The sequence below is a fragment of the Streptomyces sp. NPDC058457 genome (assembly GCF_042720695.1).
Taxonomy (GTDB): Bacteria; Actinomycetota; Actinomycetes; order Streptomycetales; family Streptomycetaceae; genus Streptomyces.
In genome coordinates this window covers 30,736-53,206 of record NZ_JBHXLU010000084.1, presented here as the reverse complement: position 1 = coordinate 53,206, position 22,471 = coordinate 30,736, and the positions used below count along the sequence as shown (strand labels likewise).

At 71.5% G+C, this 22,471-nt stretch carries 18 protein-coding genes and 3 pseudogenes; 9 read left to right on the top strand and 12 right to left on the bottom strand.

From position 1 onward, the window contains the following. Positions 1–238 precede the first annotated feature (238 nt). Both ACFWPS_RS42090 and ACFWPS_RS42085 read left to right on the top strand, forming a co-directional pair. On the top strand, positions 239–1,480 hold the full coding sequence (locus ACFWPS_RS42090; RefSeq protein WP_383716076.1) for a cytochrome P450: 1,242 nt from the start codon (positions 239–241) through the stop codon (positions 1,478–1,480). A gap of 216 nt (positions 1,481–1,696) precedes the next feature. Beyond that, positions 1,697–2,950: pseudogene (locus ACFWPS_RS42085) on the top strand (MFS transporter); the annotation flags it as partial. Between the two features lie 77 nt (positions 2,951–3,027). Here the strand turns inward: ACFWPS_RS42085 and ACFWPS_RS42080 are convergent. Beyond that, positions 3,028–3,840, bottom strand: coding sequence for an aldo/keto reductase (locus tag ACFWPS_RS42080; RefSeq protein ID WP_383716073.1), 813 nt, complete (start codon positions 3,838–3,840; stop codon positions 3,028–3,030). 178 nt (positions 3,841–4,018) lie between these two features. Beyond that, complete coding sequence (locus ACFWPS_RS42075) at positions 4,019–5,158, bottom strand: serine hydrolase domain-containing protein (RefSeq protein WP_383716071.1); 1,140 nt, start codon at positions 5,156–5,158, stop codon at positions 4,019–4,021. Positions 5,159–5,339: 181 nt separating this feature from the next. On the opposite strand from ACFWPS_RS42075, the gene ACFWPS_RS42070 reads away from it, so the two are divergent. Then, on the top strand, positions 5,340–6,206 hold the full coding sequence (locus ACFWPS_RS42070) for a mycofactocin-coupled SDR family oxidoreductase (RefSeq protein WP_383716068.1): 867 nt from the start codon (positions 5,340–5,342) through the stop codon (positions 6,204–6,206). Positions 6,207–6,443: 237 nt separating this feature from the next. On the opposite strand, the gene ACFWPS_RS42065 is transcribed toward ACFWPS_RS42070, so the two are convergent. Then, on the bottom strand, positions 6,444–7,490 hold the full coding sequence (locus tag ACFWPS_RS42065; protein ID WP_383716065.1) for a LacI family DNA-binding transcriptional regulator: 1,047 nt from the start codon (positions 7,488–7,490) through the stop codon (positions 6,444–6,446). 110 nt (positions 7,491–7,600) lie between these two features. On the opposite strand from ACFWPS_RS42065, the gene ACFWPS_RS42060 reads away from it, so the two are divergent. From ACFWPS_RS42060 to ACFWPS_RS42045, 4 genes are read left to right on the top strand one after another with little or no spacing between them, the layout of a single operon-like run. Continuing rightward, a complete protein-coding gene (locus ACFWPS_RS42060) occupies positions 7,601–8,779 on the top strand; it encodes a phytanoyl-CoA dioxygenase family protein (protein ID WP_383716063.1) in 1,179 nt (392 codons plus the stop codon). A gap of 17 nt (positions 8,780–8,796) precedes the next feature. Further along, positions 8,797–9,558, top strand: a complete 762-nt coding sequence (locus tag ACFWPS_RS42055) for an SDR family oxidoreductase (RefSeq protein WP_383716061.1) — start codon at positions 8,797–8,799, stop codon at positions 9,556–9,558. 34 nt (positions 9,559–9,592) lie between these two features. Further along, a complete protein-coding gene (locus ACFWPS_RS42050; protein ID WP_383716080.1) occupies positions 9,593–9,784 on the top strand; it encodes a hypothetical protein in 192 nt (63 codons plus the stop codon). Then, positions 9,781–10,839 carry a Gfo/Idh/MocA family protein gene (locus tag ACFWPS_RS42045; RefSeq protein ID WP_383716058.1) on the top strand — a complete coding sequence of 353 codons (1,059 nt, stop codon included), beginning with the start codon at positions 9,781–9,783 and terminating at the stop codon, positions 10,837–10,839. Before ACFWPS_RS42050 ends, ACFWPS_RS42045 begins: the two co-directional genes overlap by 4 nt. A 56-nt stretch (positions 10,840–10,895) precedes the next feature. Here the strand turns inward: ACFWPS_RS42045 and ACFWPS_RS42040 are convergent. The 7 genes and pseudogenes from ACFWPS_RS42040 to ACFWPS_RS42010 form a co-directional block, all read right to left on the bottom strand. Then, a pseudogene (locus tag ACFWPS_RS42040) lies at positions 10,896–11,018 on the bottom strand (inositol 2-dehydrogenase); the annotation flags it as partial. A gap of 16 nt (positions 11,019–11,034) precedes the next feature. After that, positions 11,035–11,283, bottom strand: a pseudogene (locus tag ACFWPS_RS42035) (oxidoreductase); the annotation flags it as partial. Between the two features lie 4 nt (positions 11,284–11,287). Then, positions 11,288–12,505, bottom strand: coding sequence for a Gfo/Idh/MocA family protein (locus ACFWPS_RS42030; protein WP_383716056.1), 1,218 nt, complete (start codon positions 12,503–12,505; stop codon positions 11,288–11,290). Between the two features lie 18 nt (positions 12,506–12,523). Next, positions 12,524–13,294: an HpcH/HpaI aldolase/citrate lyase family protein gene (locus ACFWPS_RS42025; protein WP_383716053.1), complete on the bottom strand. Its 771-nt coding sequence runs from the start codon at positions 13,292–13,294 to the stop codon at positions 12,524–12,526. After that, the gene (gene iolD / locus ACFWPS_RS42020; protein ID WP_383716051.1) at positions 13,291–15,261 is read right to left on the bottom strand and encodes a 3D-(3,5/4)-trihydroxycyclohexane-1,2-dione acylhydrolase (decyclizing); all 1,971 of its coding nucleotides are present in this window, start codon (positions 15,259–15,261) and stop codon (positions 13,291–13,293) included. Before iolD ends, ACFWPS_RS42025 begins: the two co-directional genes overlap by 4 nt. A gap of 33 nt (positions 15,262–15,294) precedes the next feature. Continuing rightward, complete coding sequence (locus ACFWPS_RS42015; RefSeq protein ID WP_383716048.1) at positions 15,295–16,737, bottom strand: aldehyde dehydrogenase family protein; 1,443 nt, start codon at positions 16,735–16,737, stop codon at positions 15,295–15,297. A gap of 288 nt (positions 16,738–17,025) precedes the next feature. Beyond that, positions 17,026–18,339, bottom strand: coding sequence for an amidohydrolase family protein (locus ACFWPS_RS42010; protein ID WP_383716045.1), 1,314 nt, complete (start codon positions 18,337–18,339; stop codon positions 17,026–17,028). 38 nt (positions 18,340–18,377) lie between these two features. Between ACFWPS_RS42010 and ACFWPS_RS42005 the strand changes: the two genes are divergently transcribed. Both ACFWPS_RS42005 and ACFWPS_RS42000 read left to right on the top strand, forming a co-directional pair. Then, a complete protein-coding gene (locus ACFWPS_RS42005) occupies positions 18,378–19,589 on the top strand; it encodes an Lrp/AsnC family transcriptional regulator (protein WP_383716042.1) in 1,212 nt (403 codons plus the stop codon). Then, entirely contained in the window at positions 19,589–20,368 is a 780-nt protein-coding gene (locus ACFWPS_RS42000; protein WP_383716040.1) for an alpha/beta fold hydrolase, read from the top strand. Before ACFWPS_RS42005 ends, ACFWPS_RS42000 begins: the two co-directional genes overlap by 1 nt. On the opposite strand, the gene ACFWPS_RS41995 is transcribed toward ACFWPS_RS42000, so the two are convergent. Both ACFWPS_RS41995 and ACFWPS_RS41990 read right to left on the bottom strand, forming a co-directional pair. Next, the gene (locus ACFWPS_RS41995; protein ID WP_383716038.1) at positions 20,344–21,348 is read right to left on the bottom strand and encodes an ABC transporter ATP-binding protein; all 1,005 of its coding nucleotides are present in this window, start codon (positions 21,346–21,348) and stop codon (positions 20,344–20,346) included. The two genes, ACFWPS_RS42000 and ACFWPS_RS41995, sit on opposite strands and share 25 nt — an antisense overlap. Continuing rightward, positions 21,341–22,261 (bottom strand): ABC transporter ATP-binding protein, encoded by a 921-nt coding sequence (locus ACFWPS_RS41990; protein ID WP_383716035.1) that lies wholly within the window; start codon positions 22,259–22,261, stop codon positions 21,341–21,343. Before ACFWPS_RS41990 ends, ACFWPS_RS41995 begins: the two co-directional genes overlap by 8 nt. Between the last annotated feature and the right edge of the window lie 210 nt (positions 22,262–22,471).

The window sequence follows — 22,471 nt, the reverse complement described above, 5'->3', positions numbered from 1 at the left end:
CCGCACGGGGGCGCGGCCTCTGCGTTCCGGACATCGCCGACCTCTCGGTGCACGGCAACGACCTTCTCTCGCGTGGACCGCATTGATTGTACCGACCGGTCGAAGTATGATTCCTTGCGTGCACATCGGAGTGCCCTCGACCAGGCACAGGGTGCGAGGCGGGCAGCTCCGTCGATGTCGTGACGAACGCGCGCTCCTGCGCCGTCCGGCGACGAGGTCAAGGAAGAGGAGTGCGGACATGGCCGAGAAGGTGACCGGTGCCGGCGTGACGGAGGAAACCCCGAAGTTCCCTTCGCCCCGGGCGGCGGAGTGCCCGTTCGCACCGCCGCCGGGCCTGCGGGCGCTGCACGGCACCGGCAAGTCGGTGCACAGCGTCGAGACCTGGGACGGCACCACCCCATGGCTGGCCACGACGCACGCCGCGACGCGGCAGTTGCTGGCCGACCCGCGGCTCAGTGCCGACATCGGCGCTCCCGGGTATCCGCACACCACTGCGGGGATGAAGGCGCACGCGGGCCAGATGCAGCCCTCGATCAACAACACTGACGGCCCCGAGCACCAGCGCTGGCGCCGGATGCTGACGAGTTCCTTCACCCGGCACCGGATGGAGAAGCTGCGCCCGGAGATCCAGCGGATCACCGACGACCTCATCGACAAGATGCTCGCGGGCCCGAACCCGACGGAGCTGAACGAGGCGCTGTCGCTGCCCCTGCCCTCCCTCATGATCTGCGCGCTGCTCGGCGTGCCCTACGAGGACCACGACTTCTTCCAGCACCACGCCGGGGCCACCAACGCACGGTTCCAGACGCCCGAGCAGGGCGCCGAGACCGCCAGGGTGCTGCGCGAGTACATCTCCGGGCTCATCGAGGCCAAGATGGACGACCCCGGCGAGGACGTCCTCTCCGACCTCGCCGAGCGGGTGAAGGCGGGCGACCTGTCCATGACGGAGGCCGCCCCGCTCGGGCACATCCTGCTCGTCGCCGGCCACGACACCAGCGCGAACATGATCACCCTGGGTACGGCCCTGCTCCTGGAGAACCCCGATCAGCTCGCCGCCCTGCGGGACCACAGTGACGATCCGAAGTTCGTGGCCAACGCCGTCGAGGAACTGCTGCGGTATCTGACGATCCCGCACCTGCTCGCCCGGCGTGCGGTCGCCGAGGACATCGAGATCGACGGCGAGGTCATCCGCGCGGGAGAGGGCGTCATCGCGTCCCTGGCGGCGGCCAACTGGGACCCGGAAGCGTTCCCGGAGCCCGAGAAGCTCGATCTCGTACGCAAGGCCGCCCATCACATGGCGTTCAGCTGGGGTCCGCACCAGTGCATCGGCCAGCAGCTGGCCCGCATCGAACTCCACGTGGTGTTCAGCACGTTGTTCCGCCGGATCCCGACACTGCGGATGGCGGCCGACCTGTCGGAACTGAAGTTCAAGGAGGACTCGCAGGCATACGGCATCTACGAGCTGCCCGTCGCCTGGTAGCCCGCCGACCGGCCGCACACCGGGGCTCGCGCACCACGCTTCCCGCACCTCCGCCGGAGGCCGTACCGGCGGAGGTCTTCAGCCTGTCGTCGCGACCCCGAACGCCTCATTGCGCAGCAGCCGCCCCATGTCGCCCGGCCACCGGGAGGATCGATTGGCGAGGTGAAATCACGACCTTAGCGTCGCCTCAAGGAGCCGATCCCCTGGGGAGTGACGATGACGCTACGCCAATCCCGTACGGCGAACACGCCGAACCCGGACAGGCAGGGCTGGACACCACAGCTCGTCGTGTCGACGATCGCCATGGTCATGGTGGTGGAACTGGTCGCGCTGAGCTACACGATGACGTCGACGGCGCTCCCCTCGGTCACCCGGCACTTCCGTACCGACCAAGGCGGTTGGCTCCTCACCTGCTACATGCTCACCGGCGCGGTCGTCAGCCCGCTCCTGGGCAAGCTGGCCGACCTGCACGGCAAACGCCGGGTGCTGCTCGGTGGCCTGACGGTGGCCACAGCCGGTGCGGCCGTCTCCGCGGTCGCGCCGAGCTTCGGAGTCCTCCTGGCCGGCCGGTGCCTGGAGGGGTTCGCCATCTCCGGTATGTTCCTCACCTACTCGCTGATCCGCGACGTGTATCCGCCACGCACGCTTCCCCTCGCCGCCAGTATCTCGGTGACGGGCATCGGGGCCTTCGGCGTCGGAGTGCCGTTCCTGGTCGGATGGCTGCTCGACACGTTCGGCTTCCGGGGCATGTACACCTTCAATGTGATCGTGATGGTCGTTCTGGCCGCGCTGATCCGGCTGACCACGCAGGAGACGCCGTTGCGGCACCCGGCGCGTGCCGACTACGGGGGAGCCGTGCTGCTCGGGGCCGGCGTCGCCCTGGTGCTGGTGGCGGTCAGCCAGGGACAGCGATGGGGCTGGACCTCGGCCTCCGTCATCGGCCTGTTCGCCGCAGGCTGCGCGGCACTCGCCGGCTTCGTACTGCGGGCCCGCAGAACGGCGGAACCCATCCTCGACATCGCGCTGTTCACCCGGCGCCCGATCCTCCTGGCCGCCGTCACGGGTGCGACGGCCTACGGCGCGACGGTGGTGCCCGCCACGATCCTCCCCGTCCTCTCGCTCACCCCCGCCTCCGTCGGTGGGACGTACGGCCTGGGTATGACCGCGTTCGCCTTCGCCGCCATCGCCTCACCCCAGGCCTTCGCCCAGGTGATCGGGGGAGTGACCGTCAGCCGTGCCGTCCGGCGTCTCGCAGCGCGCTGGTGCATGGTCGCCGGTCTCTTGCTGATCGCGGCCGCCGGGGTCTTCCTCGTCCTCTGCCATGACAGTCTGTGGAAGGTGCTGGCGGGCGCGGTGTGCGACGGCCTGGGGACAGGGCTCGCCTACGGCTCCGTGCCGAACATGGTCATCGCGGAGACGCCTCCGGAGGAACAGGCCTCCATCGCCGGCAGCGTCCAGGTGTGCCAGAGCGGTTTCGCCAGCGTCGTTCCCGTCATCATGTTCGCCATCATGGCGGGCTCTTCGACCGTCTCCGCAGCAGGTGTCCGCTACGGCGAGCCGGGCATTCGCGGCGCGCTGCTGCTCATGGTCGGTCTGGCGCTCGGCGGTGCCCTGCTCGCGGTCACCGTGCTGGCGCCGAGGCGGCAGGCAACGGCCTCGGCGACCGTCGCCACGGTGCGCACGCCGCTGGCGGAGGGGCCCGCGGACACCTGAGCGAACGCGATCAGCCCTTGCGGGTGCTGATCTCCTCGGTGAGCTGGGGGAGGACGGACATCGTCCTGGGCCCACACGCCGCAGGGGCCCCTCCGAACGGGTGCGGACCACCGGTTGATGCGCCTCATGTCGGCGTACCGGTCGCCGACCGGCGCCGCCACCTCGGACGGCTGCTTCAGCTGCTCGACCGAGAGCACCAGCTCGTCCGCCACCACGTTCTGCTCCAGGTTGGCGACCCGGCGCGGACCGGGAACGGGCGCGATGTCGTCGCCCTGCGCGAGCAGCCACGCGAGCGCAACCTGGGCGGGCGTCGCCTCCGGCAGCCCGTAGTGGCGGGTCTTGCCTTCCTCGATCAGCTCGGAAAGCGTCCCGACCGTGTCCGCGATCGGCGTCTCCGGGTCTGCCCGGTGCTGGTAGGAGAGGTCGATGTAGTCGGTGTCGAGGCGTCGCAGCGAGCCCTCGACCGTCCGCCGCGCATTCTCGGGGCTGCCGTTCAGCCCGAGGACCGGCAGCCCGTTCTCCTCGTTCGATGCCGCGTTCGCGGCGCAGTTCCCGGTGCGACGCGGAGAGCCTGACGGTGAGCGGTCGTGCTCGCTGACACGAGGTGGCCGGAGCGTTGTTTCGCCTCCGTCGGCTTCTTCGAGCACCGCGGCATCCCTTCCACGCTGGGCGCTCACTGATGCGACGGCAGTGCGACGAGGGTCCGCGGGACATCCGTGCCGCACTCGGTCTTTCTCCCGACGTACCGCGCGTGCTGGGTGCCGCCCGGAGGGCACCCCGTACTGGGCGAGCGGCGGACCTGGGGGGCCGATGCCGGAGCCCTGGTCAGCCCCGTTCCGCGGCGACGGCGTGCACGGCGTCCGCGACGGCGCCGAAGGGGGCGACGGGCTGCGGGCCGAAGAACATGCGGTTGTGCAAGACGGCCACGGAGAGGCCCAGTTCGGGCTCGGTCCAGGCGATCGTGCCGCCCGCACCGGTGTGGGACAGCACTCCCTCGGTCAGGGCCCCGCCAGGGCTGTCGTCGCTCACGCCGGGGGCGATGTGCCACAGGCCGCCGTGCCCGACCGGCATGCCGAAGCCGTAGGTGTGGTCGATGCCCGCCGGTCGGGGGCTGCGGCAGCGGCGCAGGGTGTCGCCCGTGAAGAACTGTGCTCCGTCCTGCCGCCGGGCCGCGGCGTAGGCGTCGAAGAGCCGCACCGTGGCCCGGGCCGTGGCGATGCCACCCGCCGAGGGCAACCCCGCCCGCTGGACCTGGGGCAGGTTGAACATGGACGGACCGAACGGCAGGTGCGACGGTGACGCCTCTTCCAGCAGCCCGTCAGGGCTCGTGGTGGGGGCGCTGCCGCCCACGAGGGTTGCGACGCGATGCCGTTGGTCCTCGGGCAGCCCCAGGAAGAAGTCGTCCATGCCGAGCGGGAGCAGCACCTCCTGGCGGACGATGTCCGGGAAGGGGCGCCGCCGGGGGTCGACGCGCCGCACGGCTTCTCCCAGCACCCAGCCGAAGGCGAACGGACTGTAGGCGTTTCGGGTGCCGGGCTCGGCGACCGGTGACTGCTCCGCGACCCTGGCGGCCATGGTGTCCCAGTCGCACAGCTCCTCGAGCGTGGTGTCGGCCCCGATGGTGGGCGCACCGGACCGGTGGCTGAGCACATGGTCGAAGGTGATACCTCCCTTGCCGTGCGCCGCGTACTCGGGCCAGACGTCCGCCACCGGACGATCCAGATCGATGAGGCCGCGCTGTGCGCAGACGTGGATCACGGCCGCGGTGACGGCTTTGGTCACCGAGAAGACCGGGAACAGGGTGTCGCCGTCGACGGGCAGCCCGGTCCCGGTCTCGCCGGCCCAGGCGTCCACGATGAGCTCGCCGTCGAGGAGGGCGGCGATCTGTACGCCCTGCTCGCCCGCGTTGAGGGCTCGGTCCAAAGCCCTGCTGATCCTCGGGTCGGCGTTGCCCGCAACCTGCATACCGCATCCCACCTCTGTCCATGACGTGGGCCAAGGCCCTCGGGACTGCGCTCAGTTGTCAGCGTAAGAGTATATATAGTTGACTGATGTGGCGCTATTGTCGTCGCTCGTACAGGACAGGGCCGAGGCGACTGCCGACTGCCACGGCCCGGGTCCGTCGCGCACATGAGGGAGGACCGACATGGCCGGGCGGGTAGAGGGCAAGGTTGCGTTCATCACCGGCGCCGCGCGTGGGCAGGGCCGCAGCCACGCACTGCGGTTGGCCGAGGAAGGCGCCGACATCATCGCGATCGACATCTGCGAGGACATCGACTCCGCGCACTATCCCCTTTCCACGGAAAAGGACCTGGCCGAGACCGCTCGCCTCGTCGAAGGAGTCGGCCGCCGGATCGTCACCCGCCGGGCCGACGTCCGCGACCGTTCCCTGCTCGTCTCCGCCGTCAGCGACGCGGTCGCCGAACTCGGCCGCCTCGACATCGTGGTGGCGAACGCGGGGATCGCCCCGGTGGGCCTGGACGTGCCCCCGCAGGGCTTCCTGGACGCGGTCTCCGTGAATCTCGTCGGCGTCGTCAACACGGTCGAGGCCGCTCATCCGTACCTGGGCTCCGGGGCGTCCGTGATCTGCATCGGCTCGTCCGCGGGCCTGATGGTGGGGAGTGTCGACAGTCCGGAAAGCGGTCCCGGCGGTGCCGGTTACTCCCATGCCAAACGCGCGGTGGCCCGCTTCGTGCACGACCTGGCGCTGCAACTGGCACCGCGGCTGATCCGGGTCAACGCCGTCCACCCCACCAACTGCGACACGGACATGCTGCAGAGCGGACCCATGTACCGGATCTTCCGCCCCGACCTGGACGACCCGCGCCGGGAGGACGCCGAGGAGTCGTTCCGCACCACGCAGCCCATGCCGATCCCGTACGTGGACCCGGCCGACATCAGCAATGCGGTGCTGTTCCTCGCCTCGGACGAGTCGCGGTACGTGACCGGCCTCCAGATGAAGGTCGACGCGGGCGCCATCCTGAGGCGCAGCACGTCCGGAGCCCCGGCCTGACGCAGCCGTCGTGCGGTGCGTGCGGTCCGGAGCTGCTGCCCTGGCCGGCACAGTCGCCGACGCTCGCCGTCAGTGTGCGATGACGACGTCGAGAGCGTTGTCCACGTCTGCCGCCGTGGTGAGGGCGTCCCCTGTCCGGTCCCGGGACAGCGTCGGCCCGTCACCGCGGCTCGGCCGGCTCACCGGCGCCTGTGGATCTTCGCTTCAGCAGTGCCACAGTGCGTGCGTGCGACGAGTTCAGTCCAAGACCGGCAGGGCCGGGATCCCGGGCGGCATGTTGAACGGTGTGACCACCTGTGTCGCCGAGGGCAGAGCGGGGCCGTCCTCGGGGAGTGCCTTGTGGGCCCGCATGATGAGCTGGCAGGCGCGGCGCATGTCCTGGCGCAGGTCGTGGTGGAGGACCGCGGACAGGCGGCGCTCGTGCAGCAGGCGGGTGTTGTCGTGGTCGAGGTCGTGGGCGACGAAGACCGCGCAGTCCCGCCCGAGTGCGTCGAAGGCCTCAAGGGTGGCTTGATTGCCTCCGCCCACGGAGTACACGGCCACGATGTCCTCGTCATGCTTGAGGGCATCGAGCACCAGTTCGTACTGGGTGGCGTCCAGGCCGTCGCTGTCCGTGACCTCCACCAGGGATCGTCGGGGGGCGGCGATCCGCATCGCGCTGCGAAAACCCATCTCGCGCTCCTCCTCGCCGCGGAAGGAGCCCCGGCTGACGGTGGTGAGCACGTTGCCCGGCCGGTTGCCGAGCCACTGTTCGAGCAGGTAGGCGGCGGTGGCGCCGGCCGCGCGGTTGTCGATGCCGACGTAGGCGAGGCGGGCGCTGTGCGGGAGATCGGTCACCAGAGTGACGACGGGGATGCCGGCCGCGACCAGCCGCCCGACGGCGGCTCCGACCTCCGGAACGTCCGGAGCCTTGAGGATCACGCCCTGCGAACCCCGCTTGGCAATCTTGTCCAGGGTGCCGATCAGCTCGGCCGGCGGGCAGGTCTCGCGGAAGTGGAAGCGGGAGCGCAGGACGGCCGGGTGCAGGGAGGGTAGTTCGGCCTCCAGCGCCTCGCGTACGGCGGTGGAGAACCGCTCCGGGGACTGCATCACGATGTCGATCATGAAGGTACGGCCGCCGATGCGGACCTGGGCCTGCTGGCGGTCCAGGTCCTTGACGGCTTCCTGTACCTCCCTCACGGTGCTTTCCCGTACGTTGCCCCGCTGATTGAGTACGCGGTCGACCGTGGCCGTGCTCAGTCCTGCCTGACGGGCGATTTCCCTGATCGGGTAGGGGTGCCTCATGAGTGATCCCAAGAGCTTCTGATGGACTTTTGATGTACTGACAAGCATTGAATGATGGCTTCTGGTTCTCAAGACTGGCAGAAATACACGGACTGCGAAAGGACCCCCAGATGTCTCCCACCGTCGCGGGAGCGCGGACTTGGCTGACCGAGGGCGACTGTGATCTGGACGCCTTCCGCTCGCTCGTCGAGCGGGAGACCGACGCCGCCGACCACCCCTCGGCGGAGCGCGTCGAGCAGAACGTTCCCCTCTACGACAGCGACCGGCTCCGTACCCTCGCGGCCACCGCCGACGGCCGCCGCGAGGTACAGGACGAGCTGGTCCGGACGCTGCTCGACGGACCCGGCATCGTCGTCCTGAAGGGCGCGTTCGCCGACCCGGGCGTCGTCGACCGGGCCACCGACGCCTTCACCGCGCTGATCGAGGAGGAGCGGGCCGGCGGTACCGCCCGCGGCGACCACTTCGCCAGGCCCGGTGCCAACGACCGCGTCTGGAACGCCCTGGACAAGATGGCCCTGCAGGCGCCCGAGGTGTTCGCCGACTACTACGCGAACGACATGACCGCCCTGATCGCCGAGGCCTGGCTGGGTCCCGCCTACCAGGTCACCTCGCAGGTCAACGTCGTCAACCCGGGCGGCGCGGCGCAGAGCGTGCACCGCGACTACCACCTCGGCTTCCTCTCCCAGGAGCGGGCCGCCGCCTACCCGGCGCACGTCCACCGTCTGTCACCCGTCCTCACCCTCCAGGGCGCGGTCGCCCACTGCGACATGCCCGTCGAGTCCGGCCCCACGCTCTACCTCCCGCACTCGCAGAAGTACGAGCCCGGCTACCTCGCCTGGCGACTCCCCGAGTTCGTCGGGTACTTCGACGCCCACCACGTCCAACTCCCCCTGGACAAGGGCGACGCGGCCTTCTTCAACCCCGCGCTCTTCCACGCCGCCGGGCACAACCGCTCCACCGGCATCCGCCGCATGGCCAACCTGCTGCAGATCTCCTCCGCCTTCGGCCGCGCGATGGAGACGGTGGACCGCGAGGCGATGGCGAATGCCCTCTTCCCGGTGCTGCTGCGCCGCAAGGCGGAGGGGGTCTCGGAGGACTGGCTGCGCCGTGTGGTCGCCGCCACCGCCGAGGGCTACCCCTTCCCCACCAACCTGGACCTCGACCCGCCGGTCGACGGTCTCGCCCCGCCCTCCCAGGCGGACACCGTCTGGCAGGCCGTGGCCGAGGGCTGGGTCCCCGACCGGCTGCGCCAGGAACTGCAAGCGGCCGCCAAGCGCCGCCACGGCTGAAAGGAACACCGCAACTCATGGGACTACTGGAGGACAAGGTCGTCCTCGTCAACGGCGGCAGCCAGGGCGTCGGCGCCGGCATCGTGCGGGCGGCCGTCGGGGAGGGCGCACTGGTCGTCTTCACCGGCCGCCGGGCCGAGGTGGGCGGGAAGCTCGCCGCGGACACGGGCGCGCGCTTCGTACGCGCGGACCTGGCCGACCCGGCTCAGGCGCGCGGCAGCGTCGCACAGGCCGTGGACGCTCACGGGCGTGTCGACTGCCTGGTCAACGCGGCGGGGCTGACGTCGCGCGGCTCGCTGCTGGACACCACGCCGGAGCTGTTCGACCAGCACATGGCGATCAACCTGCGGGCTCCGTTCTTCGCCATGCAGGCGGCGGTGACCGACATGAAGGCCCGTGAGGCGCCCGGCACCATCGTCAACATCATCTCGAACTGTGCCCATGGCGGGCCGCCGTTCCTGGCGCCGTACTCCGCGGCCAAGGCGGGACTGGCCGGGCTGACCCGCAACGCGGCCCACGCACACCGCTGGGACCGCATCCGCATCAACGGTCTCAACATCGGCTGGACGGACACCGAGGGCGAGGACGCGACCCAGCGTGCCTTCCACGGCGCGGGCGACGACTGGCGGGAGAAGGCCGCCGCGGCCCAGCCGATGGGCAGGCTCGGCCAGGTCGACGAGATCGCCGACTTCGTCGTCTTCCTGCTCTCCGACCGCAGCGGGGTGGTGACCGGTTCGGTCATCGACTGGGACCAGATCGTCTTCGGCGGCCAGGACTGAGCCGCTCTCTTGAGCTGACGGAAAGAAGAGCCGCATGCGTACAGGAATCATGGCACCGGGCCGGATCGGCGCCTTCCAAGCGGAGACCCTCGCCGGGCTGGACGCGGTGAGTTCCCCGGCGGCCACCGACCCGGTGGCCGCGGCTGCCGGCTGGATCGCGGAGGCCTGCACCGTCTCGCTTCACGAGCACCGGCCCGTGCAGCTCGACGAGGTGCGCACGGCATGAGCGACGCACCACTGCGGATCGGGGTCCTCGGGGCCGCGCGGATCGCCGAACTCTCGATCGTCGGGCCCGCTCGTGCGGGCGGCCACCGCCTGGTCGCGGTGGCCGCCCGCGACCGGGGCCGAGCCGAGACCTTCGCAGCCGCGCACGGCGTGGAGCGAGTGGCGAGCTCGTATGCCGAGCTCATCGCGGACCCGGAGATCGAAGTCGTCTACAACCCGCTGGCCAACGGCCTGCACGCGCCGTGGAACCTGGTCGCGCTGCAGGCCGGCAAGCACGTCCTCACCGAGAAGCCGTCGGCGAGCAACGCCGGGGAGGCGGCCGAGGTCGGCGAGGCCGCGGCCAAGGCCGGCACCGTGTTCATGGAGGGCTTCCACTACCTCTTCCACCCGGTCACCCGACGCCTGCACGAACTGCTGGAGAGCGGCGAGCTGGGCGACCTCCGGCACGTCGAGGCCGTGGTCGCCATGCCGGCGCCGCCCGACAGCGACGTGCGCTGGTCGCTGCCGCTGGCCGGCGGCGCGCTGATGGACCTCGGGTGCTACAGCCTGCACGCGCTGCGGATGCTCGCGCCCTGGGCCGGCGGGCCGCCCAGGCTGGTCGCCGCGCGGGGTGGCGAGCGAAGCGAGATGGGGGTCCCCCCGGACGAAGTCCGGGGGAGGGCGGGGGCCGCAGGCGTCGACGAGTGGCTGTATGCCGATCTGGAGTTCCCGGGTGGAGTCACCGGCACCGCCAACTGCCATATGGCGTACGACAGGTGGCAGATGAGCTGCCGTGTGGTGGGCACACGCGGCGAGGCCACGGCGATGAACTTCGTGCAACCCCACCTGGACGACCGGGTGGTGGTGCGCACGGCCGCCGGCGAGCGCACCGAGGAACTCGGCCGCAGGTCGTCGTACACCTTCCAACTGGAGGCCTTCGCGGCCCACCTGCGGGACGGGGCACCGTTGGCCCTCGACGCGGAGGACGCGCTCACCACCATGCGTCTCATCGACGAGTGCTACCGGGCGGCCGGATTCCCGGTCCGGCCGCGTACGGTGCTTCCGGCCACTGGCTGAGAGGACAAGGCGGGGGCGGTACCGGTCCGGTACCGCCCCCGCCCTTCGCGTGCCGCCTACTGGTAGAAGGCGGGCCGCTCGATCAGCTCGGTCTCGACGCGTCGGCCCTCCCGCTGCGACAGCACACCCGCCTCGCACACGGCTGCGGCCGCGTAGCCGTCCCAGGCGCTCGGGCCCGTTGTCTACCACGGGGATGCCACGGTCGGAGGCCGCCGCCACGTCGACCAGGTCGACGCCGACGCCGGTGCGGGCGATGACCCGAAGCCGTGGGGCCCGCCGCAGGAAGTCCGCGTCGACGTGCCGGTCGGCGCGGACGATGGCGCCCTCGGCGACCGCGAGGTCCTCGGGGGCGGGGTCGGTGACGAAGGTGACCCGCTCGCCGAGGACCGGACGCACCGTGTCGGCGTCGACAAGTCCGAGAGCCACCACGACGTGCCTGCTCATACGATCAACTCCGCACCGGGTGGCCGAAGTTCGCGCCCGAGACCGCAGGCACCGGCTGCCAGGAGCCGCTTTCCGCGGAGGCAGCGGCCGCCGCGATCACCTCGGCTACGGCGTGGGCGTCCTCGATCGTCGAGTTGTGGTGCTCGATGCCGGCCACGGCGGCGAGGAACTTCTTGGCCTCGATGACCTTGAGGTCGTCGTATCCCATGCTGTTGCCGGGGCCGGGCTGGAAGCTGGCGTAGTCCCCCATGCGGCCGTTGCCGAGGAGGGTGGTGTAGCCCTGGTGGGGGCCGCTGCGGTCGAGGGCGACGCGCAGTTCGTTCATGCGCTCGAAGTTCCAGGTGACCGAGCCGTCGGTGCCGTAGATCTCGAAGCCGATGCCGCACTGCGGGCCGACGATGACGCGGGACGCCTCCAGGGTGCCGACGGCCCCACCGGTGAAGCGGACCAGGGCGGCGCTGTAGTCGTCGTTCTCGACCTCCGCCATCTCGCCTTCCTCGATCACCGCGAAGTGCGTTCCGGAACCCATGGGCAGCAGCGGGCGTTCGGTGTGGACGGTGCTGGTGAGCGCGGAGACCTCGCTGATCGGGGAGACGACGTAGCTGACGAGGTCGACCACGTGGCTCATGAGGTCGCCGAGCGCGCCGTGTCCGGCCAGGTCCCGCTTGAAGCGCCAGGAAAGGGCGCCCTTGGGCTCGGAGGCGTAGCCGGAGAAGAAGGCGGCACGCACGTTGGTGATGCGGCCGAGGCTGCCCTCGGCGATCAGCCGACGCGCCCGCTCGACGGCGGGGGCGTGCCGGTAGTTGTAGCCGATGGAGGTGGCCACGCCGGCCGTTCGGGCGGCTGCGGCGACCTCGGCGGTCTCCTCGGCACTGCGCCCGACCGGCTTCTCGATCCAGAACGGCTTGCCGGCCTTGGCGGCGGCGATGCCGATCTCGTGGTGCAGGATGTTCGGCGCGCAGATCGACACGACCTCGACGTCCGGGTCGTCGAGGACGGCACGGTAGTCGGACGAGGCCTTCTCGTAGCCGAGGACGTCACGGGCATACACGGCGCGGTCCTCGGCGGTGTCGGCGGCGTGCACGAGGCGGGGCCTGATGCCCAGCTCGGGATAGACGGAGGGCAGCACCTGGTAGGCGCGGCTGTGCAGCTTGCCCATCCAGCCGACACTGATCAGGCCGACGCCGATCTCGCGTGCGGCGCCCGGGGTGGTGGGGGTCATCTGTGTCTCCTGAGGTCTCTAGGCCCGGGCTTGGTCCAGCGCGCCGGCCAGGGCGGCGGCGAGCAGCGTGGAGTCCGAGCCGATGCCGATGAACGTCCAGCCCTCGGCCCGCTTGGCGGCCGCGGCCGCACCGTCGGGGACGAGGAGGCCGCATGCCTTGCCGTGGTCGGCGGCGGCCTTGCGCACACGCTCCAGAGCCTCCCGGTACACCAGGGCACTGAACTCGCCCGGAACCCCGAGGTCGTGGCTGAGGTCACGCGGGCCGACGAAGAGGACGTCGGCGCCGTCGAGGGCCGCGATCGCCTCGACCTCCTCCAGCGCCCTCGCCGACTCGATCTGGACCACACCGAGAATCTCTCCCGCTCGGTCCAGAGCCGCGGAGTCGAGCCCGAAACGGCAGGCCCGGTTGTAGGTGGCCACGCCCCGATCCCCCGCGGGCGGGTACCTCAAGTGCCTCAGCGCTTCCTCGACTTCGGCCGCCGTGTCGAGGCGCGGCAGCATGACTCCGGCGACGCCCTGGTCGAGGACGCGCCCGATGCGGATACGAGCGGCGGACTCGACCCGTACGACGGTCGGTACGCCGTAGGCCGCCGCAGCCGGGACGGTCGTACGGACCTGCTCCTCGCCTCCGGCGCCGTGTTCCAGGTCGAGCAGCACCCAGTCGGCCCCGGCGGCGGCGCACACCTCGGCCGCGACCGGGGAGGCGAGGCCGACGAAGGTGCCCAGGGTGGCCTCGCCGACGGCGAGGCGGCGGCGCAGGCGGCCGAAGTCCAACGGCGAGTGATTCATCCGTACCACCTCTGAGACGCCAGACCCTCTTCGTATTCGCTGCGCAGTCGCGCGACCGCTTCCTGCTCGGACACCTCGGCCGGGGCCACGTCCCACCACACACCCGCGCCGGGCAGGTCGGCGTGCGGGACCACCGGAACGACGAGGACGACGGGACCGCCGTGGTCACGTGTCTCGGCCAGGGCGGTGCGCACCTCGTGGGCGGTGGTGGCGCGCAGGGCGCGGGCGCCGAGGCCTGCCGCGATCTGTACCAGGTCGACCTGGAGGTAGTCGCCCTCCAGGCGGGCGGGCTTGGCGGAGCCGATCTCCAGGCTGCCGTCGCGGTAGCGGAACTCGTTGCCGAACTCCCGTCCGCTGCGGCCCAGCTGGAGCCGGTGGATGACCTGGTAGCCGTGGTTCTCCGGGATCACGATCGTGACCGGGAGCTTCTCCTGTGCGGCCGTGACCAGTTCGGTCGGTGCCATCAGGAAGGTGCCGTCGCCGAGCACGGACACGACCCGCTTCGACGGGTCCGGCTCGGCGAAGCGGACGCCGAGCGCGGCGGGCAGCTCGTAGCCCATGCAGGAGAAGCCGAACTCCAGGTGCGCGAAGCGGCCTTCGGTGGCGTCCCACACCTTCTGCAGGTCGCCGGGCGGGCCACCGGCCGCGGCGATGATGGTGTCACCGGACCGCGCGTGCTCCTGGAGCAGACCGATCAGCTGGCCCTGGGTGAGGATCGCCTCGGTGTCCCGGACGACGTCGGAGTCGTCGGCCGGCGACGTGAGGTCGAAGGGCGTGTCCGGGTCGAGCGCGGCGGCACGCTGCCGCTGCCACTGCTCGTCGAGGGCACGCACCTTGTCCTGCCAGGCCGCCGGAGCGGTCGTTCCGTTGGCGCGCACGGCATCGATCAGGGCGGCCAGGGCGCGCTTGGCGTCCGCCACGATGCCGGTCGCGCCCAGGCGGCCCGCGTCGTGCACGTTGACGTTGATACTCGCGAACCGTACGTCCGGGTTCTCGAAGACGGAGTGCGACGCGGTGGCGAAGTCCGTCAGACGGGAGCCCACGGTGAGGACGAAGTCGGCTTCCCGGGCGAGGGTGTTGACGGCCGGGGTGCCCTCCAGACCGATGCCGCCGAGTTGCCACCAGGCGCGGCGCTGGACCGCGCCCTTGCCCGCGAACGTCTCCGCGACGGGGATACCCACCGCCTCGGCCAGCGCCTCCAGCTCCTCGCCGGCACCCGAGTACACGACCCCGCCGCCGGCGATGATCAGCGGCTTCTCGGCCTCGGCGAGCAGGCGTGCCACCGCCGCGACCTCGTCGGCGTCCGGCGCCGGGCGGCGGATCGGCCAGTCGCGCTCGGCGAAGAACTCCACCGGATAGTCGTAGGCGTGCGACTGGACGTCCTGGGGGAGGGAGACGACCACCGCTCCGGTGTCCACGTCGGTGAGCGCGCGCATCGCGGCGGGCAGTGCGGTCAGCAACTGCTCGGGTCGGGTGATGCGGTCGAAGAAGCGGGAGACGGGCCGGAAGGCGTCGTTGACCGAGGTGTCGGCCTCGACGGGGTGCTGCAACTGCTGGAGTACGGGGCCCTGGTGGCGGGTCGCGTAGGTGTCGCCCGGCAGCAGCAGGACGGGCAGCCGGTTGACGGTGGCCAGGCCCGCGCCGGTCACCATGTTCAGGGCGCCGGGGCCGATGGAGGCGGTGACGGCGAGCGTGGCGTGCCTGCGCGTCGCCTTGCCGTAGGCCGTGGCGATGTGGACGAGCGCCTGCTCGTTGCGGCCCTGGACGAAGGGGAGTTGGTCGCTGAGCTGGTCGAGGGCCTGGCCCAGCCCGGCCACGTTGCCGTGGCCGAAGATGCCGAGCGCGGCGGGGACGAGTCGGCGGCGGTGGCCGTCGGCCACGGAGTACTGCCGCGAGAGGTAGGTGACGACGGCCTGGGCGACGCTGAGGCGCACCGTGCGCGGTGGTTGTGACGAGCGGTCAGTCATGGGTCGGCTCCTGACAAGAGGCAAGGGGCAGGGTCACCAGGGACGGCCGTGCAGCACGATGGTCTTGACCTCGGTCATCTCGCTGACGGCGGCGCGGGGGCCCTCCTTGCCGTAACCGCTGCCCTTCAGGCCGCCGTAGGGCATCAGGTCGGCGCGCCACAGCGGCGTCCAGTTGATGTGGACGGAACCGGCGTCGATCTCCCGGATGGCGCGGACCGCTCCGGCGACGTCGGAGGTGAAGATGCCGGCGCCGAGGCCGTACGCGGTGCCGTTGGCCTGCGCGATGGCGGACTCCCAGTCGGCGGCCGAGCTGACGGCGACCGCGGGGCCGAACAACTCCTGCTGATTGAACGGGGATTCGGGGTCGACGTCGGCGACGACGGCGGGCTGCACCACCGCCCCGTTGCGCGCACCGCCGGTCAGGACACGAGCTCCGTCCATCGCGGCCTGGGCGATGGCCCGCTCGACGCGCTCCGCTTCCGCCGTGGTGATGAGGGTGCCCATGGTCGTGTCCGGGGAGGAGGGGTCGCCGGTGCGGATGGCCTCGACCTTGGGGACGAGGGCGTCCAGGAAGTCACCGGTGACGGCGGGGTGCGTGATCACCCGCTGGACGGAGATGCAGACCTGTCCGGCGTTGACGTAGCCGCCGAGGGCGACGGCGCTCGCCGCGGCCTCGATGTCGGCGTCCGGCAACACCACGACCGGGCAGGAGGCGCCCAGCTCCAGGGACAGCTTCTTCACTCCGGCCACGCGGGAGATGTGCTCGCCGGTGGCCGTCGAGCCGGTGAAGGAGATCTTCCGGACGCGGGGGTCGGTGACCAGCGCGTCGCCGAGCACCGAGCCCGAGCCGACGAGCACGGAGAGCACACCCTCCGGCAGGCCCGCGTCCACGAAGCACTCGGCGAGTCCGAGGGCGGTCAGCGGAGTGCTGGTGGCCGGCTTCAGGATGACCGCGTTGCCGGCCGCCAGGGCCGGGGCGAGCTTGTGCAGGACCAGCAGCGCCGGGTAGTTGAACGGCGTGATGGCCACGACGATCCCGCAGGGCTGGCGCAGGGTGAAGCCGACCTTGTCCTGGCCCGTGCCGCGGTTGGCGTCGAGCGGCAGGGTCTCGCCGTAGAGCTGCGTTCCCTCGAAGGTGGCGAGCCGGATCAGATCGCCCGAGCGGGACGCCTCGGCGGTGGCCTCGGTGATGGTCTTGCCGGACTCCGCGCTGATGGTCTGCGCGGTCTTCGGGGCCCGCTCGTCGGCGAGTTCCGCGGCGCGCAGCAGGATGCGCATCCGCTCGTGGGCGGGTGTACGGCGCCAGGCCGCCGCCCCGCGCTCCGCCGCCGCGAGGGCGGCCTCGACGTCCTCGCGGCCGGCGAGCGCCACCGTGCCCACCGTCGAACCATCGAACGGTGAGGTGACCTCTCGGGTCTGCCCGGTACCCCGGGCCACCTGCCACCGGCTGCCGACCAGCAACTCCACGGGCGCCATCGCCCTCTCCCTTCAGGAGATCGTCAGAGCACGGCCGTGCGGGACCTGTCACGCGGGTCTCGCAGGCCAACGGCCAGGCCGTTTACGTGCTCGCAACGCTAGGTCGACGCCAAGGAATTACTGAAGCCCTCGAATGAATCATTTGTCCATCATCGGTGCCGTCTTTTTTCCATCATCGTGAGTGGCTTGAGATCCCGGGGGTCTGCTCAACGGAACGGAGCGGTTCGGCGATGGTCAGGTCGTCCCTATGCTCCCGGCATGAGTGACGATCGGGCACGGTGGCGGAACTCAGCGGGCCTCCGTAGCGCTCGCTCCGGTCGTTCCGACGGATTCGGCCGTGGGCAGGAGGTCCTTGCGCACGACGCCGTCCTGGACCACGCACACGATGTTCCCGGGATCCCCGAGTACGCCGATGTCCGCGAGCGGGTCGCCGTCGCACAGGACCAGGTCGGCGGTCTTGCCCGCCGTGAGCGTACCGAGGCGGTCGGCCAGGCCCAGGAGTTCGGCCGAGGTGCGGGTGCCCGCGACGATCGCGGCCATGGGATCCATGCCCAGGTCCACGAGGTGGCCGAGTTCTCTCAGGTTCCGGCCGTGCGGGCAGACGGCGGCGTCGGTGCCGAGCGCGATCCGGGCGCCCTGCTCGATGGCGCGGGCGATGTTCTCCTTGGTGACGCCCGACCAGCGGACCTTCTTGCGGTAGTGGTGCTCCGGCATCGCGTCCTTGTCGATTCCGCCGAAGACCGTCGACAGCGTCGGCACGATGAAGACGCCCCGTTCGCCTGCCATCTCCAGTGCCTGGGCGTCCAGTCCGTAGCCGTGCTCGATGCTGGTGACCCCGCCGCGGATCGCGTTGAGGATGCCCGCGGTGCCCTGGGCGTGGGCGGCGACCGGCTTGCCGCCGTGGCGCCGGCACTCGTCCACGACCGCGCGGATCTCCTCCTCCAGCAGGCCCTCGTCCTCGGGCTGGTCGTAGGGGCTGGCCATGCCGCCGGTGGCGCAGATCTTGATCAGGTCCGCGCCGGCGCGCAGCGTTCTGCGCACGGCGAGCCGCGACTCGTCCACGGTGTCGGCGAGTTCGGCCATCTCGCCGCCGGTGAGGTCGGTGCCGTCGAGCAGCCGGAAGTCCGCATGGCCGCCGGTGTGGCTGATGATCCGTACGGCAGTGTGCAGCCGGGGGCCGGGGATGCGGCCGGTCTCGACGGCGGTGCGGTAGCCGGTGGAGAGGCCGCCCAGGTCACGGGCGGTGGTGATGCCCGCGTCGAGAGTCTGCCGCAGCCGCGCCGCGGTGTCGTAGGTGACCAGGACCGGGTCGAGCTCGGCACGGCGGCCGGGCGGCGAGCCGTACGCGTAGGCCAGGTGGGTGTGGCAGTCGAAGAAGCCGGGGAGCACGGTACGGCCCCCGGCGTCGATGACCCGCAGCACCGAGTCGTCCCCGGTGGCCGGCGGGGCCAGGGCGGCGGGGCCCGCGTAGGTGAGGACTCCGGCCGCGTCCGTGACCACGACGGCATCGTCCACCGGGAGGGCGCCGGTGCCGTCGACGAGGCGGGCGTTCTCGATCCGCAGCGCGGTCCTGGAGGTCTGGTACGTCGTGGCTTCGGTCATGGAGATCGCAGCACTCCTCGATATCGGGAACAGGTGAAATGGAGTGTGGAATGAACAAGAACGCCTCGTGCCGTGGTGCAGCTTCGCGTGGGGATTCCACGGAGACACGCAGGAATACGCCGGTCCGCAAAGCGCAGGATTCCACCGCGGAAAACCTTGATGAGCTGGACCTCCGTGTCGTGCACGCGCTCCAGGTCCATCCGCGCGCGCCGTGGACGCTGGTGGGTGACGTGCTGGCGGTCAACCCGGTGACGGCGGCCCGGCGTTGGCGGCGGCTGCGGGACGCGGGCCTGGCCTGGGTGACCGCCTATCCCCGGCTGTCCGACTACCGCATCGTGGTGACCGGCATCATCGAGGTCGACACCGAGCCCGGCCGGGCACAGGAGGTCGCCCAGGCCCTCGCCGCGGAGCACTCGGTGGCGAACGTCAAACTCACCGCCGGCGGCCGCGATCTGATGGCCACCGTGCAGGCCACGGACCTCGACGAACTCGCCCGCCTCACCACTCAGCTGTTCCAGCGGACGCCGGGGGTCCGGGCGACCCGGACACACGTCTCGACCGGCGTGCCCACCGAGGGCAGTCGCTGGCGACTGCGTGAACTGGACGACGCGCAGTGCGCCCGGCTGGAGGCCGGCCGCCTCTCGGACGTCCCGCAGGATCAGCGGGCGACCACCGCGCCGGCCTGGGATCCGCTGGACGCACGGCTGCTGGAACTGCTCAGCACGGACGGCCGGATGTCGATCTGCGACCTCGCGGATGCCACCGGCGGCGGTGCCACCACGGTGCGCCGTCGGCTCCAGTCGCTGCTCGCCTCCCGGGTGAGCCTGCGCTGTGACCTGGCCAGGCCGCTGTCCGGGTGGCCGTTGTCCGCCGTGTACTTCGCGTCCGTGCCCGCCCAGTACCTGGAGGAGACCGGCCGGGTCCTGTCCGGCGTACGGGAGGTCCGGTCCTGCGCGATCACCACCGGCCCGCACAACCTGGTGATCGACGTCTGGCTGCGTACGCTCGCCGATGTGCACACCTTCGAGGTCCACCTCGCACGGCGGCTGCCACGGCTCCGGATCGACGACCGATCGGTGGTCCTCAGCACGGTCAAGCACATGGGGCGACTGCTGGACCGGGACGGCCACTGCGTGGGCGTCGTGCCGCTGCGGCACCCGCAGGAGACCCGGCAGGCGCCGGAGACCGAGGTGTCCCCGTACAGCGGCTTCGGCAGCTTGGACGGCTTCGACAGGGCGCAGGAGCGGTGATGCGTTCCCTGTACGTTCCCTCGGCCGGTGCTCGTGTGCGCTGGACCGACATCCCGGGGGAGGGCACCCCGCATGTGTACCTGCACGGGCTGGGGTCCGCCGGTTCCGCGGACTTCCCGGGCATCGTCACGCATCCGGGTCTGACCGGGCGGCGGGCGATCCTCGTCGACCTGTTCGGGCACGGCTACAGCGACCGCCCGGAGACGTTCCCCGGCACGCTGGAGGCGCATGCGGAGACCGTCGCGGCCGTCCTCGACCACTGTGCGGTCCGGGGCGCGGTACTCGTCGGGCACTCGATGGGCGGCGCGGTGGCGATCGTACTGGCCGCCCGGCGGCCGGAGTTGTGTTCACGGGTGGTCGTGGCCGAGCCCAACCTGCTGGCCGGCGGCGGGCTCTACAGCAGCGCCATCGCCGCCCAGCCGGAGCGGGACTTCGTCGGCCATGGCTTCCGGGTCCTGCTGGCCGGCCTGGAACCCGAGTACGCGGCCCGTATGCGGACGGCGGACCCGGCGATCGTGCACCGCAGCGCCGTGAGCCTGGTGCGGGGGACGGCTCCGGGGGTGGCGGAGTTGTTCCACGGCCTGTCGCAACCGCGCGTCCTGATCGTCGGCGCCCGCAGTCGGCCGTACCCGGGTGAGGACGGGGTCCGGCGGGCCGGTATCCCGGTCGTGGAGGTGCCCGACGCCGACCATCACATGGTGACGGACGACGCCCCGGGCTTCGTGGCAGCGCTGCTGCGGGCGCTGCCGTCCGATCACCCGGCCTCGCCCGGTTTGTGACAGGCCGTCAGGTGACCGGGGACCCGCTCGACGAGCGCGGGCCGCTCGGCACGGCAGCGGTCGTCGGCCAGCCAGCAGCGGGAGGAGAAGGGACAGCCGGACGGAACGTCCGTCGGTGACGGCAGCTCGCCCTTCAGCTCGATCCGCCCGCCTGTGCCGGAGCCGTCGCCCGGTTCCAGGACGGAGGACAGCAGCGCCCGGGAGTAGGGGTGCTGCGGGGCCTCGAACAGCCGCTGCGACGGGGCGAGTTCGACGATCGAGCCGAGGTACATCACGGCGACCCGGCTGCTGAGGTGGCGGACCACGCCCAGGTTGTGCGAGATGAACAGGTAGGCGATGCGGTCCTGTTGCTGGATGTCCTGGAGGAGGTTGAGGATCTGCGCCTGGATGGAGACGTCCAGGGCGGAGGTCGGCTCGTCGAGGACGATCACGGCGGGCTGCGGAGCCAGCGCACGGGCGAGGGCGAGGCGTTGGCGCTGCCCGCCGGAGAACTCGTGCGGGTAGCGGACGGCGGCCGTACGGTCCAGGCCGACCTCCTCCAGAACCTGCGCCAGCCGGTCCCGTCGGTCGGCGCGCGGCACCCGCCGTGCCCGCAGCGGCTCTTCGATGCTCGCGCCGACGGGCAGCCGGGGGTTGAGAGAGCTGTTGGGGTCCTGGAACACCATCTGCACCGCACGGCGGAAGGCCTTCAGGTCGGTGCCGTCCGGCCGGTGGGTCATGTCCCGGCCCTCGAACCGCACGGCTCCCTGCGTGGGCCGGTACAGCCGGGTCGCTATCCGGCCGAGGGTGCTCTTGCCGCAGCCGGACTCGCCGACCAGGCCCACGGTCTCGCCGCGGCCCAGGGTGAGCGAGACGTCGTCCACGGCGCGGACGCCCGAACGGCCGGGCCCGTGCCCGAAGGTGTGGCCGACCCCCGCGAGTTCCAGCAGCGGCGGCCTGGTGTCGCCGTCCGTCCTCACCTCGACCGGCGTCTCATTCATCGCCGTCACCCTTCGTCGTCGTCTCCTTCTCCGGCTCGCGCCAGCAGCGCGACGTCCGCCCGGCGCCGACCTCGCGCAGCGGCTGCGGGGCGGCGCAGGCCTCCGCCGCACTCGGGCAGCGGGACGCGAAGCGGCAGCCGGGGCGGCGGCGGTCGTCGTCCGTGAGCTGGCCGCGGATCGCGGTGAGCCGGTTGCCGTCGCCGTCCCGCATCCGCGGCACCGCCGCGAGCAGCGCACGGGTGTACGGGTGCCGGGGCGCGGTCAGCACCTCGCCGGTCGTACCGGACTCGACTACCTGGCCGGCGTACATCACCTGTACCCGGTCGCACATGGCGGAGATGACGCCGAGGTCGTGCGAGATGAGCAACATGCCCATGCCGTGCTCCTGTTGCAGCGACCGCAGCAGGTGCAGGATCTCGGCCTGCACGGTGACGTCCAGCGCGGTCGTCGGTTCGTCGGCCAGCAGCAGCTGCGGGTCGCCCGCCATCGCGATGGCGATGACGACGCGCTGCCGCATACCGCCGGACAGTTCGTGCGGGAACTGCCGCGCCCTGCGCTCCGGGGAGGGGATCTCCACCGCGCGCAGCAGCTCCACGGCCCGGTCCCGGGCCTCCTGCCGGTTCGCCCGGCCGTGGATCCGCAGCACCTCGGCCACCTGGGCGCCGATCCGCATGCACGGGTTGAGGGAGGTCATGGGCTCCTGGAAGACCATGGCCGCCCGATTGCCACGCAGGCTCTGGAGTTCGCGGGGGCCGCTGCTCAGCAGGTCGGTGCCGCAGGCCTCCAGCCGGTCGGCGGAGACCGAGGCGCCGGGGCCGAGCAGGCCCATGGCGGCGAGGGCGACGCTGGATTTTCCGCAGCCGCTCTCGCCGATCAGGCCGACCACCTCGCCGCGTTCGACGCGCAGGTCCACGCCGGAGACGACCTCCGAGCCGCCGAAGCCGATGCGCAGCCCGGAGACGTCGAGGACCCGGCCCCCGGCGCCGGGCGGGGGGGGGGGCGGCGCGGGGGGGGGGGGGCGGCCGGTTTCTCTGTGGGTGGGGGGGGGGGGGGGGGGGTGGGTGGGGGTGGTTTACGCCTAGGGTGGGGTGTTGGGGTGTTGGGGGGGTGTGGTGGGGTGGGG

Coding starts and splice junctions, on each gene's coding strand:
- ACFWPS_RS42060 (WP_383716063.1), top strand. CDS start 7,601: ATGTCTCCCACCGTCGCGGGAGCGCGGACTTGGCTGACCGAGGGCGAC.
- ACFWPS_RS41995 (WP_383716038.1), bottom strand. CDS start 21,348: ATGAATGAGACGCCGGTCGAGGTGAGGACGGACGGCGACACCAGGCCG.
- ACFWPS_RS42005 (WP_383716042.1), top strand. CDS start 18,378: ATGGAGTGTGGAATGAACAAGAACGCCTCGTGCCGTGGTGCAGCTTCG.
- ACFWPS_RS42090 (WP_383716076.1), top strand. CDS start 239: ATGGCCGAGAAGGTGACCGGTGCCGGCGTGACGGAGGAAACCCCGAAG.
- ACFWPS_RS42075 (WP_383716071.1), bottom strand. CDS start 5,158: ATGCAGGTTGCGGGCAACGCCGACCCGAGGATCAGCAGGGCTTTGGAC.
- ACFWPS_RS42045 (WP_383716058.1), top strand. CDS start 9,781: ATGAGCGACGCACCACTGCGGATCGGGGTCCTCGGGGCCGCGCGGATC.
- ACFWPS_RS42070 (WP_383716068.1), top strand. CDS start 5,340: ATGGCCGGGCGGGTAGAGGGCAAGGTTGCGTTCATCACCGGCGCCGCG.
- ACFWPS_RS42015 (WP_383716048.1), bottom strand. CDS start 16,737: ATGGCGCCCGTGGAGTTGCTGGTCGGCAGCCGGTGGCAGGTGGCCCGG.
- ACFWPS_RS42010 (WP_383716045.1), bottom strand. CDS start 18,339: ATGACCGAAGCCACGACGTACCAGACCTCCAGGACCGCGCTGCGGATC.
- iolD (WP_383716051.1), bottom strand. CDS start 15,261: ATGACTGACCGCTCGTCACAACCACCGCGCACGGTGCGCCTCAGCGTC.
- ACFWPS_RS42000 (WP_383716040.1), top strand. CDS start 19,589: ATGCGTTCCCTGTACGTTCCCTCGGCCGGTGCTCGTGTGCGCTGGACC.
- ACFWPS_RS42050 (WP_383716080.1), top strand. CDS start 9,593: ATGCGTACAGGAATCATGGCACCGGGCCGGATCGGCGCCTTCCAAGCG.
- ACFWPS_RS42065 (WP_383716065.1), bottom strand. CDS start 7,490: ATGAGGCACCCCTACCCGATCAGGGAAATCGCCCGTCAGGCAGGACTG.
- ACFWPS_RS42025 (WP_383716053.1), bottom strand. CDS start 13,294: ATGAATCACTCGCCGTTGGACTTCGGCCGCCTGCGCCGCCGCCTCGCC.
- ACFWPS_RS42030 (WP_383716056.1), bottom strand. CDS start 12,505: ATGACCCCCACCACCCCGGGCGCCGCACGCGAGATCGGCGTCGGCCTG.
- ACFWPS_RS42055 (WP_383716061.1), top strand. CDS start 8,797: ATGGGACTACTGGAGGACAAGGTCGTCCTCGTCAACGGCGGCAGCCAG.